Below are 16,334 nucleotides of genomic sequence, written 5' to 3'. Positions count from 1 at the left end.
ACAAATGTAATTTCTTTACTTGGGTCAGACAATAAACTCAATAAAAAAGGAGAAATAAAATTTCTCCTCTTTAATCTAACTTTTTATATGATTTTCTTTATTGAAATCTGATATTATAAGTAACACCTACTCCTACAGCCTGAATATCTACATCATTTTCTGCAAAGGTATTTTGGTAGTATGCGTAAAAATTCCAATCACGATTATGGTAACCGATTTGTGGATTTACGTACAGTCCACCATCTGTGTCATCAACACCTGTTACAAATCCATATCCTAAATCTGTACCAAAGAAAAGCCCATCTGGTGTAAAATAATAACGAATAAACCCTGCAACTGGCACAATACCGAAATCATCATAATCATCTTCTCCAAAGTAATTACTGTAACCCGAAGCGATACCCACTCCTAAATTTGGATTAAATAAATATTGACCTCTCAAATCTAAACCTAAAGCAAAGGAGGACACATCATCTGCATCTCCAACAGGTACTCCTGCAGTTATACCCGCCTTAAGCCACGAATTATCTGCATTGAGATCAATGTCTTCTTCTTGTCCAAATAATGGGTTTAATCCTAATACGATTCCGATTATTAAAAATGTCTTTTTCATGTTATTTAAATTTTGGTTATGTGGACAAATTTAAACAGGTTTACATGTAAAAGATTTATACAATTTCGTGATAATCTTATATAATCAGAAGGCAAAAACAGCTAATTTACTGTAAAACAGAGCTTAACACCTTATTCTCTATTTTCAATGCTCTTATAAGCTGCTATGACCTTTTTAACGAGTTTGTGACGAATAACATCTTTATCATCAAGATAAATCATGCCAATACCTTCTACGTTCTTTAAAACAAGAAGGGCTTCTTTTAATCCCGAAATAGTACGACGCGGTAAATCTACTTGACCAGGATCTCCTGTTAATAGAAATTTTGCATTCTTTCCCATTCGGGTGAGAAACATTTTCATTTGGGCATGGGTCGTATTTTGTCCTTCATCTAAAATTACAAATGCATTATCTAAAGTTCGACCTCGCATAAAAGCCAAAGGAGCAATTTGAATCACACCTTTTTCTACATAGCTTTCTAATTTTTCTGCAGGAATCATATCGCGTAACGCATCGTACAACGGCTGCATATAAGGATCTAATTTTTCTTTTAAATCACCTGGAAGAAACCCTAAATTTTCACCAGCTTCAACGGCTGGTCGTGTTAAAATGATACGCTTAACTTCTTTATTTTTTAAAGCTCTTACAGCTAATGCCACACCAGTATAGGTTTTACCTGTTCCGGCTGGACCGATAGCAAAAACCATATCATTTTTTCGCATAGTTTCTACCAACTTACGTTGATTTGCGGTTTGTGCTTTAATTAGTTTGCCTCCAACTCCATGGACTATAACTTCATCTCCTTTACCTGTTGTGGTATAATCTGCACTGCTTTGACTTGTTAACACACGTTCAATCACATTTTCATCAAGCTTATTATACTTTGCAAAATGTTTCATTAACATGGTCATTCTTCGATCAAACTCTTCGAGTAAATCTTCGTCGCCATAAGCCTTTAATTTATTGCCTCTAGCTACTATTTTAAGTTTTGGAAAATAGTTTTTTAAAAGTTTAATATTTGCATTTTGCGCTCCGAAGAATTCCTTTGGAGATATTTCTTCGAGTTCTAAGATAAGTTCATTCAAAAGCGAGATGTATTTAGTGTGTTAATCTGTTTTCTTTTCTTAATTTTGTAATTCTTGTGGTGACACACAAATCTAATAATTTTACAACCATAATTCTTAAAAAAATATCAACAATCAATCCATGGCGATAATCACTTTAACGACTGATTTTGGAGAAAAAGATCACTTTGCGGGAGCCATAAAAGGAGCTATTTATAGTGAACTTGATGAGATAAAAATTGTAGATATTTCGCACTCAGTGTCCCCTTTTAATATTTCTGAAGCGGCATATATTATTCAAAATGCTTACAGTAGTTTCCCCAAAGGAACGATTCATTTAATAGGAATCGATTCGGAGTTAAGCCCTGAAAATAAGCACATTGCACTAAAACTAGACGACCATTACTTTATATGTGCTAATAACGGCATTATGAGTATGATTTGTAATGACATAGCTCCAGAAAAGATTGTAGAAATTAACATTCATGATAGGGTTGAAACCAATTTCCCTGTACTCGATATTTTTGTAAAGGTAGCTTGCCATATTGCACGTGGAGGTACCTTAGACGTCATCGGAAAAGTTATTAACACTATTAAACCTATAAAGAATTTAATTCCATTTATTAACGACGAGCACAACCAAATTATTGGCACTGTGATTTATATTGATAATTATGGTAATGTCGTTACAAATATTAAGCGTAAATTTTTTGAATCTATTCAGAAAACGAGAACATATGAAATTTCGGCTCGGAATCATAAATTCGAAAAAATACATAACAAATACAGTGATATTATAGATTTTAGTTTAGAAGAATCTAACCGCACTGTAGAAGGTAAAGGTTTGGTTGTGTTTAACTCTTCTGGTTATTTAGAGATTGCGGTTTACAAAAGCAATTGCACAACTGTTGGAGGCGCATCTACTTTAATGGGCTTAAAAACTATGGATACGGTAACTGTAAATTTTTTAAACGAATAAAAGGTGTTAGTAAGAATTGTAAAAATGACTTTTGAACCTACTAAAATTGAAGAATTCTTAGCTGATTTTGAGGTGGTTAAAGAAAAAATTCGCAATTTCGATGGCTGTAATTTTTTAGAATTATATCGCGATCAGAATGCGACAAATATTTTCTTTACATACAGTTATTGGGATTCTGAAACGGAGCTAAATCTTTACAGACACTCCGATTTGTTTAAAGGTGTATGGGCTAACACAAAGCCATTATTTAGTGCTAAGCCTGAAGCTTGGAGTGTAGACAAAGTCGCTTCGCTTAAATAGCTGTTAGCTGTTAGCAACAGCTAACATAAAAATACTGAATTATGAACACTAAATATTGAACACTAATCTATGTTAGCAATACTAAAAAAAGAAATAAACACCTTCTTCGCTTCACCAATTGGCTATTTAGTTATTGGTGTATTTCTATTACTCAACGGTTTATTTCTATGGGTTTTTAAAGGAGATTTTAATATTTTAGATACAGGACAAGCAAGTTTAGCATCGTTCTTTTTACTCGCTCCATGGATTCTTATTTTTTTAGTACCAGCAGTAACTATGCGTAGTTTTAGTGATGAGAAAAAACAAGGTACTTTAGAGTTATTAGTAACCAAACCTATTTCACATTTTCAAATTGTATTAGGGAAATATTTTGGAGCATTTGCACTGATTGTAATGGCTTTGATACCGACGTTTCTTTATGTTTATACCGTTTCACAATTAGGAAATCCTGAAGGTAATCTCGATATGGGTAGTACTATAGGCTCTTATTTTGGACTGCTCTTTTTAGTTGCTGCTTATACAGCTATTGGTGTATTTGCCTCAACACTTTCAGACAATCAAATTGTGGCTTTCATCATTGCCGTCTTTATCTGTTTCTTTTTCTATTTTGGATTTGAGGGCTTATCTAACTATAATGTATTTAGCAACCTCGTTAATATCGAAAATTTAGGAATGTCTGCTCATTACAATAGCATGAGTCGCGGAGTCATAGACACTAGAGATTTAGTTTATTTTATTAGTATCGCTTTAGCCTTTTTGTTATTTACAAAACTTAGAATTCAAAAGTAACCTTATGATCATCACACCTTTATTAGTCATATTCCTCATCGTTGTTTTTATACTGTTGTTTTTATTTTTAAACACTGTAGATAAGCGCAAATGGCTATCTGGCATCATCAGTTTGATATTAACCCCTTTTGCCTTTTTCTTTATTTTTTATCCGTTTTTAAATATTATAAGTAGCTACCATTACCAAAAATATTTTGATAGCGAAACATGGTTAGAGCAGCCTGCATTGCGATATGAAATGATAGATCATACAGTAGCTTCCGATACACTAATGACGGCTTCAAAAAAACAAATAACTGCGCTTTTAGGTGAAGCCGAATGGTTAACTTGGGATGAAGCAAAAAACACACACGATACTAATAAATGGAATTACGGATTAGGTATAAAACCTGGCGCGTTTACAGGCGAGAGAGAATGTGTTGAAATTACATTTAAAAACGATACCGTTGTGGCATTAAAAACTTATCAAGAAGACATAACTTTTGAGAATGAAAACGAATAAATCTATATTATCTATTGTTATTATCATTGCTGGTCTCATCATTGTTAATGCTGTTTCGAGTGCGGTATATCAACGTTTCGATTTAACAAAAGATCAACGCTACACACTTTCTGAAGTTTCAAAAAACTTAATAAGCGATTTAGATTCGCCTTTAATAATCGATGTATTTTTAGAAGGAGATTTTCCTTCAGAATTTAGATTACTTCAAACCGAAGTCAAACAAATTATTGATGAATTTCAATTAGAATCAAATCAGATATTTGTTAATTATATTGATCCTATTGAAGATGAAACCACGCGTCAACAATATATTGAACAACTCACTAATGCCGGATTAGAACCTTATATTAATACTGATAATAGTACCGGAAAAGTAACACAAGACATAATTTTTCCTTGGGCTTTTGCCAGTTATAAAGATCAAACCTTAAAAATTCCACTTCTAAAACGAAGTATTACCGAAGGTTTACCAGAACAAATTAATAATTCTGTACAAGCATTAGAATATGCATTTGCGGACGGATTTAGTAAACTTGTAAAAGCAAAAAATAAAAAGATTGCCATATTAAAAGGAAATGGACAATTGGGTGATCTTTCTATCGCTAATTTTCTCGAAACATTAAAACCTTATTATAATTTAGGCAAATTTACGTTAGATAGTGTAGCTACTAATCCGCAAGGCACTTTAGATAAACTAAATCAATACGATTTAATTATCTCAGCTAAACCAAGTATTCCATTTACTGAAAAGGAAAAGCTAGTCTTAGATCAATTCACCATGAATGGCGGAAAAAGTTTATGGTTAACAGAATCTGTTGCTATGGATAAGGACAGCTTATACAACCAGACGGGAACAGGAGTATCGATTATGCGCGATTTACAACTCAATGATTTTTTCTTTCAATACGGTGTTCGTGTAAATCCCACATTAGTAAAAGACCTCTTCTCTGCGCCTATTATGTTAGCGATTGGAGAAGGTAGCCAAACACAAATGCAACCTATACAATGGCAATATTCACCTTTAGCGGCATCTAATCCGAAGCATCCTATTACGAAGAATTTAAATTTGGTAAAATTTGATTTTGCTAGTCCGATAGACACCTTAAAAAACAGTATTAAAAAGTCTATTCTGTTACAAAGTTCACCCAACTCAAAGTTAGAAGGAGCACCTACTACAATTTCATTATCTAACGTTACAAGTCCTCCTGATGAAGCCAGTTATAATCAAGGTCCACAAAATTTAGCGGTATTATTAGAAGGTGAATTTTCTTCGGTTTATGACCATCGTATCTTACCTTTTAAAGTCCAAGATTATAAATCTAAAAGTACCACAACAAAAATGGTCGTTATTTCAGATGGTGATGTCATAAAAAATGAGATTATTAGAAATAGACCACAAGAATTAGGCTTTGATCAACTCACAGGAAAATCGTTTGGAAACAAAGAATTTTTACTAAATACTGTAAATTATCTTTTAGACGATTCTGGACTTATAAACATACGATCTAAAGAAATAAATATCGCTTTTTTAGATGCTGAAAAAATAAAAAATAGCAAATCTACATGGCAATTTATCAATATTGCTTTGCCACTCATACTTTTAGGGCTCTTTGGTTTTGCCTTTAATTATTTAAGAAAACGTAAATACACATCTTAAAAAGTTGTTTTTAATGCAATAAAACACCGCAATAAATAGCAGAATTTGTTAATAAGTTTGTTTTAAAAAACCCTTCTATTAAGATATATTTGTAGTACGAATTAAAAGTATAAAATACATCTATTCAGCATGAAACATCTAACCATTGCGGTTGGGTTTTATCTTAAAATTTCAAATTGAGATGTTCCATGTAACAAATTAAAAAAACAATTAAGATATAACACATGAAATTTATTGTTTCAAGTACCTATTTATTAAAGCAGCTTCAAGTTTTAGGAGGTGTAATTAATAACAGTAATACATTACCAATATTAGACAATTTCTTATTTGAACTTAGTCAATCAAAATTAACCATTTCGGCTAGTGATTTAGAAACTACGATGTCTGCTACAATAGATGTTGAAAGTGATTCTGAAGGAAGTATTGCATTACCTGCAAGACTGCTTTTAGATACGTTAAAAACGTTTCCTGAACAACCTTTAACTTTTGTTGTTGAAGAAAATAATACGGTAGAAATTAGCTCTAATCATGGTAAATATGCTTTAGCTTACGCTGATGGCGCAGAATTCCCGAATGCGGTTTCTATTGAAGATGCCAGTACCACTACTATAATGGGAGACATTTTAGCTACTGCAATTAGTAAAACCATTTTTGCAGCAGGAAATGATGATCTCAGACCAGTGATGAGTGGTGTATTCTTTCAATTTTCTCAAGACAACTTAACCTTTGTCGCAACTGATGCGCACAAATTAGTGAAATATACAAGAAATGATGTCAGTGCTACTGAATCCGCTGAATTCATAATGCCTAAAAAACCTTTAAATCTTTTAAAAGGGATATTAGCAGGTAGCGATGACGATGTTCTAGTAGAATACAACGAATCTAATGCTAAGTTCACTTTTGAAAACTCAGTTTTAATTTGTCGTTTAATTGATGGTAAATATCCAAATTACGAAGCGGTAATTCCTAAAGAGAACCCGAATAAATTGGTTATTGATAGAAATCAATTTTTAAACTCAGTAAAGCGTGTTAGTATTTTCTCTAATAAAACGACACATCAAATTAGACTTAAAATTGCTGGTGCAGAATTAAACATTTCTGCTGAAGATATCGATTACTCTAACAAAGCCGAAGAGCGTTTAACTTGTGATTACCAAGGTGACGATATGCAAATTGGGTTTAACTCGCGTTTCTTAACTGAAATGATTAACAACCTCAACTCAGATAACGTACAACTAGAAATGAGTTTACCAAACCGAGCTGGTATCTTAACACCTACAGACGGTTTAGATGAAGGTGAACACGTAACTATGCTTGTAATGCCTGTGATGCTTAATAGCTAAACTATTTATTACTCATAATATTTATATATAAAAAAAGCTCACTACTATTAGTGAGCTTTTTTTGTAGCATGTCTTTGCTATTATTAATCTAAATCTGTGTTATTTATATAAATAAACGCACCTTCATAAGCTCCAGAAATTTCCTCACCATCTGCCCTTGTAAATGTAAATGTTAACTGAATACCCTCTACATCATAATCAATAATGGTTAAACTTCCCTCGGTTATTTCTAAGTTTGAATTGCTTCCGCTTTTATAAAACTGAAAAAAACCATCTTCATACTCTCCACCGACAATACTTCCATTTACAATGAATTCTAAACTCGAAATTTCAGATAAGTCATAAGTTCTATTAGGAGTCAAATCAAAATCATTAATTTGTATGGAAAACAAATCGACATTATTAATTGTAACTCCAGAAAAAGAATCTTCTATTTGTGCCTCTGTAATGTTAGTTAAATTTAAAAACACACTATTAAATGAAGTCTCTACAAGAGCGGAATTCATTGGGTATGTAGAAGCTTCTATTGTAATATTATTTTCATAAGAATTTGAATTAGAACTATCATCTGAAGCACAAGCCGTCATAACTAAGGCAAATAATGCTATTGCAAAATATTTAAGTGATTTCATGTTATAAATTTTATGTGATTTGGTAAAAAAAGCGCCCACAGTAGTGAGCGCTTAATACTATTAACAAGCTAATAACCTAGTTTTTAAGAAACTTCTGGTTTACGGTTTTTGTAGCAGTTTGCATTTGAATAAGATATAATCCTGCAGGTAAATTAGACACATTGATTCCATTATCTATACCCTGAGATTGTTTAACTAACTGCCCATTTATGGTATAAATAGTTACACTCTCAATCTGTGCAGTAGATTGAATATGTAATGTATCAGTTACAGGATTTGGGTATAGTTTTACTGCATTTGTGTTTAAAGAAACATCATCAATACCTAATGTAGAATTGTACTCATAAGCACCTAAATCTATAGTGCTATTGAAAAATCTATCGTTCCCAGATAAATCCAAGCTTGCAAAAATAGCTGTGTCATAATACGTATTATCTCCTTGATCTATGATATAATTTGAAGCCGTCGTTGGTTTATAAGCAGCATCTAAATTTACATTATCCGTTGATGGGTCTAATATCGTCAAATTACTTTCATTGTAAGTCCCAGAAGTTGCAGCTGATGTAACCTGCGCTACAGCGTTGTAAACATTTATGGTTTGGCTATCACCTTCACTTGTTTTACTGTTTTCAATATCTACCGTACTGAATTGGTTTCCATTATATTTATTTTGCCAAAAAATACTGTTTCGTGTTTCAAGACGAATCCAACCACTTCCACTTACATTAATAACGTGTTCAACGGAAGCATGGTTGTTAACGTTATTTACAATTGTAGCATTATTTAAATAGTGAACTATACTTCTGTTACCATTAGAAGATGAACCTCTTCTAAACCAAATTGCACCAAAGTCTGAATTATACGTATTATCTGTAAATAGAATATTTGACCAATGAGACGTTAACTCATCTGAATTTGAAGCGCTATGCTCTACCAAAACAACACCATTATTGGTCGCATTGTTGGTTATTGCTACATTTTCAACCACCAAGTCTCCAGAAAAATCTCTCCAATCTAAAAGCAATCCATTACTATAATTCTCTGCAATCCATGTGTTTCTTAATGTAAAATTGGTAACATCGGTATTAGCTGCTATTACTGGACTAGAACCAGAGGTATACGCATTCTGAAGTACAAAACCATCAAAAATTACGTTATCCGCCTCAAGGCTAACTAATGTTGTAGCGTTATCGGTTTTATGAGTTGTGAAATCACCTTCAATATCATCACCATTAATATCTCCAGAAATAATAGTAGCGTTATCGGTAAATACTTTAGTTAAATCTCGGTCTGCAATGGTTGACTCAGTACCATCAAAACCTCCATAGATTTTTAAACTTTCTAAATCTAATGTGAGAACTGAAGTAGCTGTTGCCGGACTATACACACCTTGAGACACCCAAATTTCATCATTTAATAATACATTATTTAATGCATCGTTGATGGTAGTAAAAGCATCTGCCCAAGAGCTTCCGTCATTATTCCCTGTAGCATTTGCATTCACATAATACACTGTAGGTATACAATTTTCACTATAGTTTGTGGTTGTATCTTTTGTCCATCCATTATCATACACACCTACTTGGTTTGGTGTATATCCTGAATCTATTTGTACACATGTTAAATCAGGATTATTATATACCTTCATATATACAAAATTAGAGTTATTACCATTAGCCACGTTTAAGCTAGTAAGTTGATTGTCATAGATTAACAATTGATTTATTTGAGGGTAGGCGCTAATATCAAAAGTTGTAAATTGGTTAAAAGCAGCGTGAATTCTAGTTAAACTAGGGTTATTGCTAATATCTAGGTTACTGATTGAATTATCTTGGAAATCTACAGCAGTAAGCATTGTGTTATTAGTAATATCTATACTTGTTAAGCTATTACTTGCCACAATTAATTCAGTTAACAAAGTGTTATTAGAAACATCAATACTAGCAAAGTTATTATCGCTTGCAATTAAACTATTTAAATTAGAATTCGCGGTAAGTACAATTGATGAGATGGCATTGTCACTAATATTTAAATCTGTTAAAGTTGTTAAATTAGTCACATCTACAGTCGTTAAGTTATTATCACTACAATTTAAATCAATAAGATTTGTATTTAAACTTACATTTAACGTAGTTAAGCTATTATCGCTACAATCTAAAACTTCGAGAGCAGTTGCACCTTGAAGATTTAAATTTGAAATACTATTTGATCTCGTATTTAAAGTTGTTAAGGTCGCTAGATTTGAAACATCTAAACTCGTTAAACTGTTATCTTCAGCATCCAAGGTAATTAAAGAAGTCCCCTGCACATTTAAACTACCAATATTATTTTCTTTACAATTTAAATTGGTAAGACCTGTAATAGTTGACACATCTAAAGCAGATATTGTATTATCACTACAATCTAATGCGGTAAGATTAATAAAAGCTTCTATACCAGTTAAATCTGAAATTGACAAACTACTTACATCTAATGCTCCTGTAACCGCCTGAGCTTCTTCAACAGATATTTCTTGATCATAATCTATGTTAATTGTACTGTTGCCAACTAAATAAGACTTAAAATTAGCATCTGGAATGGTCACATAAGTAATACTAGTACTACAGTCTTCTACGACTCTAGTTTCTAAATCTCGCGTCCATCCCACATCATACACACCTACGTTAGCCGGTGGTGCAGTTCCAGCATCTACTTGAATACAACTAAGATTAGGGTTGTTATAAGACTTCATGTATGTAAACGCAGCACCTTTACCATTGGCTATATTTAAATTTGTAAGTTGATTATTATAACACAGAATTTCATCAATCTGCGTATTTAAACTTATGTCCAAATATGTGATGCTATTATCAGCACAATGTAAACGTGTTAAAGCCAAATTACTACTTACATCAATAGCTGTTAAATTATTACTATAACAATCTAGTCCAGTAATATTAATAAAGGCTTCTATACCAGTTAAATCTGCAATTGATAAATTGCTTACATCTAATGCTCCTGTAAAAGCTTGTGCTTCGGCTACAGAAATTTCTGAATCATTATTAGTGTTAAGAGCTGTATCTCCAACAAGATATGCTTTAAAGTTAACATCTGGAATGTTCACATTTTGGGCAAAAGCCGAAAACAAACCCAAACACAAGTAGGTTGTAAATAAGAGTAAAGTTTTTTTCATTTTAGTTGAGATTTTTTCAATTAATAGAATACAAAGCAACAATCAACTAAAAGGTTTTCAATTTGCTTTTTTCTGAATAACTGAAATTTCTTTCTAAATGAAATCTAAAGTTTATACCTATATTAAAGCTCATAAAAAAAGCCTGCTTTGATAAGCAGACTTTAATGACCCATAAAAACGATAACTCCTTTTACTCGCAATTCATTTTTTGGCCGTAAGGCATTTGGCCGTGTATAATTCCACCAAATTCCGAACTACCATAGCCAGAACCATCATAGTACTGCTTAATTAAAAAGCCTTGTAAGTAGCAGTCGTTATTTTTATTTTTTTCGGTAAATGCCCCTTTAATCCAACGGTACAAAATGTGACCGGTATATTTGTTTTTAACCACACTCCAATCGTTAGATTCTATATTTAACTTCAAAAGTTGAGCGCCATCTTTTTCAATAGTTTTAGACACATTTTGTTTGGCAAAGCTTACTAATGATGTGTTACTATTCATTGCTCCAGCTTTTGGCATTTTTATAGCCGCCATAGTAGATTTTGCTGCGGCATCATAATTAGCTTTTAAGGTCGCTTCAAATTCTTGCACAATAGGTTTTGCTTTTTCTAGCCAATCTAAATGAAATTGCTGCTCACCTTTACCAATTACATTCAAAATGGTAATGTCTTTTTGATGCATATACGATGGTACATTAAACGCATGTCCGCCTTGATGCGATGCCGCGTAAATAACAAACACATCGTCTGCAATAAGCATTCCTCTTACCAATATTGGCATTCCTGTACCAAGCTCGAGCGTTTGTGATCGGTCTGTACCAACTTTGGTGGTAAACATCCCAGAAACCAGCTCGTAACCTATATAACCTTCCGGAGACATGGCTTCTAACTCTGGAGTTGTTAAAAAACGTAACCAGGCATAATCAGGATCTTGGGCTGGTAATACATCGATATTATCGCCCATATCAGTCATCTGACGTCTTAATTTTACACGGTCTACACCAACAGCACTCATCCCTTTGGTCATCGCAAAAGGATAGGACATGTATAAAAAGTCATCACTTATATTGGAGGCTGTTTTAGGTTTATTAGCGTCGGCTTCCTGTTGCTTTTTCTCAAGATATTTTTGATAGTATAAATCTTGCTTCGCCTGGTCGTTAGGGTATTTTTTGGCTAACTCTGCTTTAAATTCTTCATCGGTATATTCGGTTTTAGATGAATTTTGATTGGAAGTTGAAGTACTACCAACCATTCCTGTAGCATTGTCGGATTTTGAAGATGAGCTTGCCTCCTCTTTGTTTTTCAGCTTCTTCTCTACAGCAGCTTTGGCTTTCTTCTTTAGCATTTTGCCCAATTGTGCATGGGATGTATTGTAGCATAATGCTAAAACTAATAATAGAATTATTTTTTTCATAAGAATTGTGTTTAATAGACTTCAAAAGAAGTAACTAAACCACCATTCTTAATAGTGATTTTTCTAAAGCTGTGGATTTTTTTTCTGAATGAAAACGAAATTTTAAGCTAATATCACAAAAACGTTTCCTTAATGACTTCTAAAAACTGATCGCGTTTAGATTTTGAAATAGGTATTCTTTTTTTATTCGTCATCAATAGATAATCGCCATCATCTTTTACCAATTCGTCTACGTATTTTAGGTTGATTAAATAGGAACGGTGACATTTAAAAAACATGGCATTGTTTTCTAATTGTTCTACAAAATGCTTTAAAGGTTTACAAATTGTTTTTTGTTTGCCATCTATAAGCTGTACATTGGTGTACATGCTATCGGCTTCAAAATAAATAATGTCGTTATGAGACGCAAACATGATGCCTTTAGGGATTTCTAAGGCTATTTTATCCATGGATAACTGCTTTAAAGAGTCGCGCAACTTATTTAATTGATCGTTTAAATTGTTGGCTTTTATAGCTTCTTCGGCTTTGGCCACCGCTTCTTTTAGTTCGCTAGTATCTACAGGTTTTAACAGATAATCTACTGCAGATAACTTAAAGGCTTCAATAGCATATTGGTTATACGCGGTGACAAATATGATTTTAAAATCGATATGATTTGGAAAGTACTCTAAAATATCTAAACCTGACTGGTTAGGCATTTCAATATCTAAAAATACAATATCTGGTTTTGAAGACTTTATTAAGTCCACACCAGAGGTTAAATCTTGCGCTTCGGCAATACTTGTGATACTTGTACAATGTTCAGTTATGAGCTTAGATAGTAAGTGTCTGGCGCGTTTTTCGTCGTCTATAATTATGGCTTTCATGGTTGTATTATATAGGCATTGTTATAACCACCTTGGTTCCTGAAGCGGTTTGATTTTCATTGTACAAATCTTCAATAGCAATGGTTATATTACGTTTTAATTTATTTTTGTAAAGGTGCACACGTTCTTCATTGGCTTTGGTTGCAAAAGGTTTGTGCTGTTGGTTGGGTCGTTTTAATTTTTCGGATTGTGCTCTACCTATACCATTATCTTCAACGGTAATTTGTAAGTTATTGTTTTCAGTAATTTTAGCTTCAACTTTTAATTGTCTATCCTTTGTTTTGTGTAATAAGCCGTGTTTTAAAGCATTTTCTACATAAGGCTGAATGAACAACGACGGCACTTTTATTTGTTTTGTTTTTAGTTGATGATCTATATGAATTTGATATTCTAACTCGTCTTCAAAACGTACTTTTTCTAATTCTAAATACAATTTTAAAGCATTCAATTCTTCTTGTAAGGTGATTTCGTTTTGCTGACTATAATCGAGATACATACGAATTAATCGGCTAAACTTTACTAAATATGAGCTTGCTAATTCCTTTTCATTCGATACAATATAATCTTGAATGGAATTTAAAGCATTAAAAATAAAATGCGGATTCATTTGCGAACGCAGATTTTCCAATCTTAAATTCGTGATTTTTTTATCGATTAAAATTTTATCAATTTCTGCAATACGTTGGGCTTCTTTTTGTTGTAATCTCCACCTAAAATACAACCAAATCAACCCGAAAACAGTCAATAAAACCAAACCATAAAACCAATAAGTTTCCCAAAATGGTTTTGCTATTTCAAAGGTTATTGGCGCAGCAAAAACAGGTGTTTTAGCACTGATATTTTTTGCTTTAAGCTCAAACGTATAGGTACCACTAGATAAACTATTAAAGTTGACAAAGTGTGTGTTTAATGGTATAGTTTGCCAACTTGAGTCGATCTGTTTTACACGGTATTGATAGTTGACGTGCTGATTAGATTGAAAGCCGTTAGCATTGAAAGTCAATCCAATTTTATTATAATCGTGAGGCAATTTATAGTTGCTTGCCACCAATGTATCCCGATCGTTTATTGAAACAGCCTCTACCCTAACCTTAGACGTTTTAAAGGTTTTAAATAAATCTGGCGTTTTAGGCAGTGTATAAAACACTTTTGGTAAAGGAACAATAATTTGATCTTGAAGTATCAAAAAATCATTGACCGCTGTATTTAAACCGTCTTGAGCACTGAGTAATTTAAGGGTTTTACGCGTTACTTGATACTGAAATAAGCCTGCGTCTGTAGAGATCCACAGGACATCACCATCACAGTGTATGTTATTTATTTGAAGATGATTTGACAAATCAATTTCAGCTTTTGATAAACGATTATTTTCATATTTAAGTAAGCCGTTATGCTGTGTTGCTAGCCAAAGGATGTCATTGCTTTTTGTAATGGCATTCACCAATAGACTGTTGCTTTCGAATTTTAGTTCTTCTGAAACAAAGGTGTTGGTATTGTATTTATAAAATCCGTCGATATAGGAAACAAACAAGTGATTGTCCAAAACCTCCGAAGCTTTGACACGACTTTCTTTTAGAACCTTTTTTTCTGGATTATTAAAAGGCTGTTTATAAACGATACCTTGACGATAGTTACCATAAAACATGGTATTGTCATCTATTTTAGAAAATGCTTTAGCAACGGAAAACCGATTGTTAACATCTGTAATTTCATCCGTATTTAAATTAACAATAACAGATTCTGACGCATTAATACTCACCACTAATTGCTCATGCATAGCATCATAAAAAAACTTCCCAATAATTTTTTTTCCAGGTAATTGAATTGATTTTATAAGTTGATTCTTATTATAAAAAAGTAGTTTTCCATTATTAGTTCCTAAAACAAAATTATTCTGGTTTAGCCCAATAGCTGCGGTAACTTTAGCGTCTATATAATCTAAATTTGTTTGTCTAATGTTTAGATTTGGCGACACCAACACACCATTATCTAAGGTTGCAAACCAATAATTCTGATTAAAATCTATCGCAACATCAGTTATTGATTCCGATTTAAAAAAACGATCTTTATAATTAAAATGTCCCTCTTTAAATTCAAAAACAAATACACCTGCAGTTGTTAAAAACCAATAATCGCTACCAAAATTTAAGAGATTATAAATAGTTTCAGATTTTAAAGCATTATGAGTCTTTATTTTCTCTGCAGTATCATCCGCTTTATTTATGACATACATAATATTTCCCGCATCACTTTTGTGGGTTAAAAACACCTCATCTTTAAAGGCAAATAACTTAGGAGATTGTATTAATTTTAAGCTCTTAATTTCAAGTAACTTTGTAGTTTTAGCACCTGTTATTTTATAAACACGGTGTTTTTTAAATTGTCCCTCTTTATTCAGCACAAATACATAATCACTGTCTTTACTATTGGCATTACTAATACACCAGCCATCAAAAATTTTTGTAACTTTCTTAGTGTTTTTATGAATATCATAAATACCTGAGGTCGTAAACAAACGGATATGCTGTTCTAAAATAGTATAGGCTGCTAATTGGCCTTTTACCAAATCACTAGCGTCGTAAAACAATTCCAATTGATCATTTTCTACATAGAATAATTGACCGTAAATATTATTACACCATAGTTTGTTTTCGGTATCAAACTTTAATTGAAAAAGTGAATTTGATTTTTGATTGGGATGGCTATAACGTTGATACGACTTCCCATTATAACGAAATAAGCCTTTATCAGCAGCAAACCAAATATAATGTTCATCATCTTCTAGTATGTCATAAAATTCTACATCAGGAAGCGTGGACACATCAGACATATTTTCATATACAGGATTCTGCGCATAAACGAATGCCGCCATTAAAAACAAGGCTATAATAAATATATGTGTTTTAAAATTATACATAATGTAGTGTACAATTCACAAACTTAAATATTTAATTATTTACATAAAGGTCAATTCTTCTGTAACGCTGTATTTTTTTTCTAAAA

Annotated in this window: 13 protein-coding genes; 6 read left to right on the top strand and 7 right to left on the bottom strand. The window is 32.5% G+C overall.

The features are described 5' to 3' along the window. Positions 1–97: 97 nt before the first annotated feature. Positions 98–613, bottom strand: coding sequence for a hypothetical protein (locus tag C8N41_RS11260; RefSeq protein WP_092447258.1), 516 nt, complete (start codon positions 611–613; stop codon positions 98–100). A gap of 131 nt (positions 614–744) precedes the next feature. After that, positions 745–1,698, bottom strand: a complete 954-nt coding sequence (locus C8N41_RS11255) for a PhoH family protein (protein ID WP_092447257.1) — start codon at positions 1,696–1,698, stop codon at positions 745–747. 121 nt (positions 1,699–1,819) lie between these two features. Between C8N41_RS11255 and C8N41_RS11250 the strand changes: the two genes are divergently transcribed. From C8N41_RS11250 to dnaN, 6 genes are all read left to right on the top strand, one after another. Next, positions 1,820–2,656 carry an SAM hydrolase/SAM-dependent halogenase family protein gene (locus C8N41_RS11250; protein WP_092447256.1) on the top strand — a complete coding sequence of 279 codons (837 nt, stop codon included), beginning with the start codon at positions 1,820–1,822 and terminating at the stop codon, positions 2,654–2,656. 3 nt (positions 2,657–2,659) lie between these two features. After that, the gene (locus tag C8N41_RS11245) at positions 2,660–2,956 is read left to right on the top strand and encodes a putative quinol monooxygenase (protein WP_115839332.1); all 297 of its coding nucleotides are present in this window, start codon (positions 2,660–2,662) and stop codon (positions 2,954–2,956) included. A 69-nt stretch (positions 2,957–3,025) separates the two neighbouring features. Next, complete coding sequence (gene gldF, locus C8N41_RS11240; RefSeq protein WP_115839331.1) at positions 3,026–3,745, top strand: gliding motility-associated ABC transporter permease subunit GldF; 720 nt, start codon at positions 3,026–3,028, stop codon at positions 3,743–3,745. A gap of 4 nt (positions 3,746–3,749) precedes the next feature. Beyond that, positions 3,750–4,247, top strand: coding sequence for a hypothetical protein (locus tag C8N41_RS11235; protein ID WP_115839330.1), 498 nt, complete (start codon positions 3,750–3,752; stop codon positions 4,245–4,247). Beyond that, on the top strand, positions 4,234–5,904 hold the full coding sequence (gldG, locus tag C8N41_RS11230) for a gliding motility-associated ABC transporter substrate-binding protein GldG (protein WP_092447252.1): 1,671 nt from the start codon (positions 4,234–4,236) through the stop codon (positions 5,902–5,904). Before C8N41_RS11235 ends, gldG begins: the two co-directional genes overlap by 14 nt. 224 nt (positions 5,905–6,128) lie before the next feature. Beyond that, on the top strand, positions 6,129–7,247 hold the full coding sequence (dnaN, locus tag C8N41_RS11225; RefSeq protein WP_092447251.1) for a DNA polymerase III subunit beta: 1,119 nt from the start codon (positions 6,129–6,131) through the stop codon (positions 7,245–7,247). A gap of 83 nt (positions 7,248–7,330) precedes the next feature. Here dnaN and C8N41_RS11220 read toward each other — a convergent pair whose 3' ends face one another. The 5 genes from C8N41_RS11220 to C8N41_RS11200 all read right to left on the bottom strand — a co-directional run bounded on the left by C8N41_RS11220 (position 7,331) and on the right by C8N41_RS11200 (position 16,248). Next, positions 7,331–7,879, bottom strand: coding sequence for a hypothetical protein (locus tag C8N41_RS11220; protein ID WP_115839329.1), 549 nt, complete (start codon positions 7,877–7,879; stop codon positions 7,331–7,333). 76 nt (positions 7,880–7,955) lie between these two features. Further along, positions 7,956–11,051: a T9SS type A sorting domain-containing protein gene (locus tag C8N41_RS11215; RefSeq protein ID WP_115839328.1), complete on the bottom strand. Its 3,096-nt coding sequence runs from the start codon at positions 11,049–11,051 to the stop codon at positions 7,956–7,958. A gap of 190 nt (positions 11,052–11,241) precedes the next feature. Next, entirely contained in the window at positions 11,242–12,465 is a 1,224-nt protein-coding gene (locus C8N41_RS11210) for a hypothetical protein (protein ID WP_092447248.1), read from the bottom strand. A gap of 113 nt (positions 12,466–12,578) precedes the next feature. Then, entirely contained in the window at positions 12,579–13,331 is a 753-nt protein-coding gene (locus C8N41_RS11205) for a LytR/AlgR family response regulator transcription factor (RefSeq protein WP_115839327.1), read from the bottom strand. A gap of 7 nt (positions 13,332–13,338) precedes the next feature. After that, positions 13,339–16,248 (bottom strand): sensor histidine kinase, encoded by a 2,910-nt coding sequence (locus C8N41_RS11200; protein WP_115839326.1) that lies wholly within the window; start codon positions 16,246–16,248, stop codon positions 13,339–13,341. Between the last annotated feature and the right edge of the window lie 86 nt (positions 16,249–16,334).

The organism is Winogradskyella sediminis (assembly GCF_003387355.1).
GTDB classification, from domain to species: domain Bacteria; phylum Bacteroidota; class Bacteroidia; order Flavobacteriales; family Flavobacteriaceae; genus Winogradskyella; species Winogradskyella sediminis.
This window is presented reverse-complemented; position numbering and strand designations above follow the sequence as displayed.

What these genes read in the sequence shown, in the direction of transcription:
- gldG (WP_092447252.1), top strand. Translation starts at nt 4,234, where the DNA reads ATGAAAACGAATAAATCTATATTATCTATTGTTATTATCATTGCTGGT.
- C8N41_RS11215 (WP_115839328.1), bottom strand. Translation starts at nt 11,051, where the DNA reads ATGAAAAAAACTTTACTCTTATTTACAACCTACTTGTGTTTGGGTTTG.
- C8N41_RS11235 (WP_115839330.1), top strand. Translation starts at nt 3,750, where the DNA reads ATGATCATCACACCTTTATTAGTCATATTCCTCATCGTTGTTTTTATA.
- C8N41_RS11260 (WP_092447258.1), bottom strand. Translation starts at nt 613, where the DNA reads ATGAAAAAGACATTTTTAATAATCGGAATCGTATTAGGATTAAACCCA.
- C8N41_RS11250 (WP_092447256.1), top strand. Translation starts at nt 1,820, where the DNA reads ATGGCGATAATCACTTTAACGACTGATTTTGGAGAAAAAGATCACTTT.
- dnaN (WP_092447251.1), top strand. Translation starts at nt 6,129, where the DNA reads ATGAAATTTATTGTTTCAAGTACCTATTTATTAAAGCAGCTTCAAGTT.
- C8N41_RS11210 (WP_092447248.1), bottom strand. Translation starts at nt 12,465, where the DNA reads ATGAAAAAAATAATTCTATTATTAGTTTTAGCATTATGCTACAATACA.
- C8N41_RS11220 (WP_115839329.1), bottom strand. Translation starts at nt 7,879, where the DNA reads ATGAAATCACTTAAATATTTTGCAATAGCATTATTTGCCTTAGTTATG.
- C8N41_RS11200 (WP_115839326.1), bottom strand. Translation starts at nt 16,248, where the DNA reads ATGTATAATTTTAAAACACATATATTTATTATAGCCTTGTTTTTAATG.
- gldF (WP_115839331.1), top strand. Translation starts at nt 3,026, where the DNA reads ATGTTAGCAATACTAAAAAAAGAAATAAACACCTTCTTCGCTTCACCA.
- C8N41_RS11205 (WP_115839327.1), bottom strand. Translation starts at nt 13,331, where the DNA reads ATGAAAGCCATAATTATAGACGACGAAAAACGCGCCAGACACTTACTA.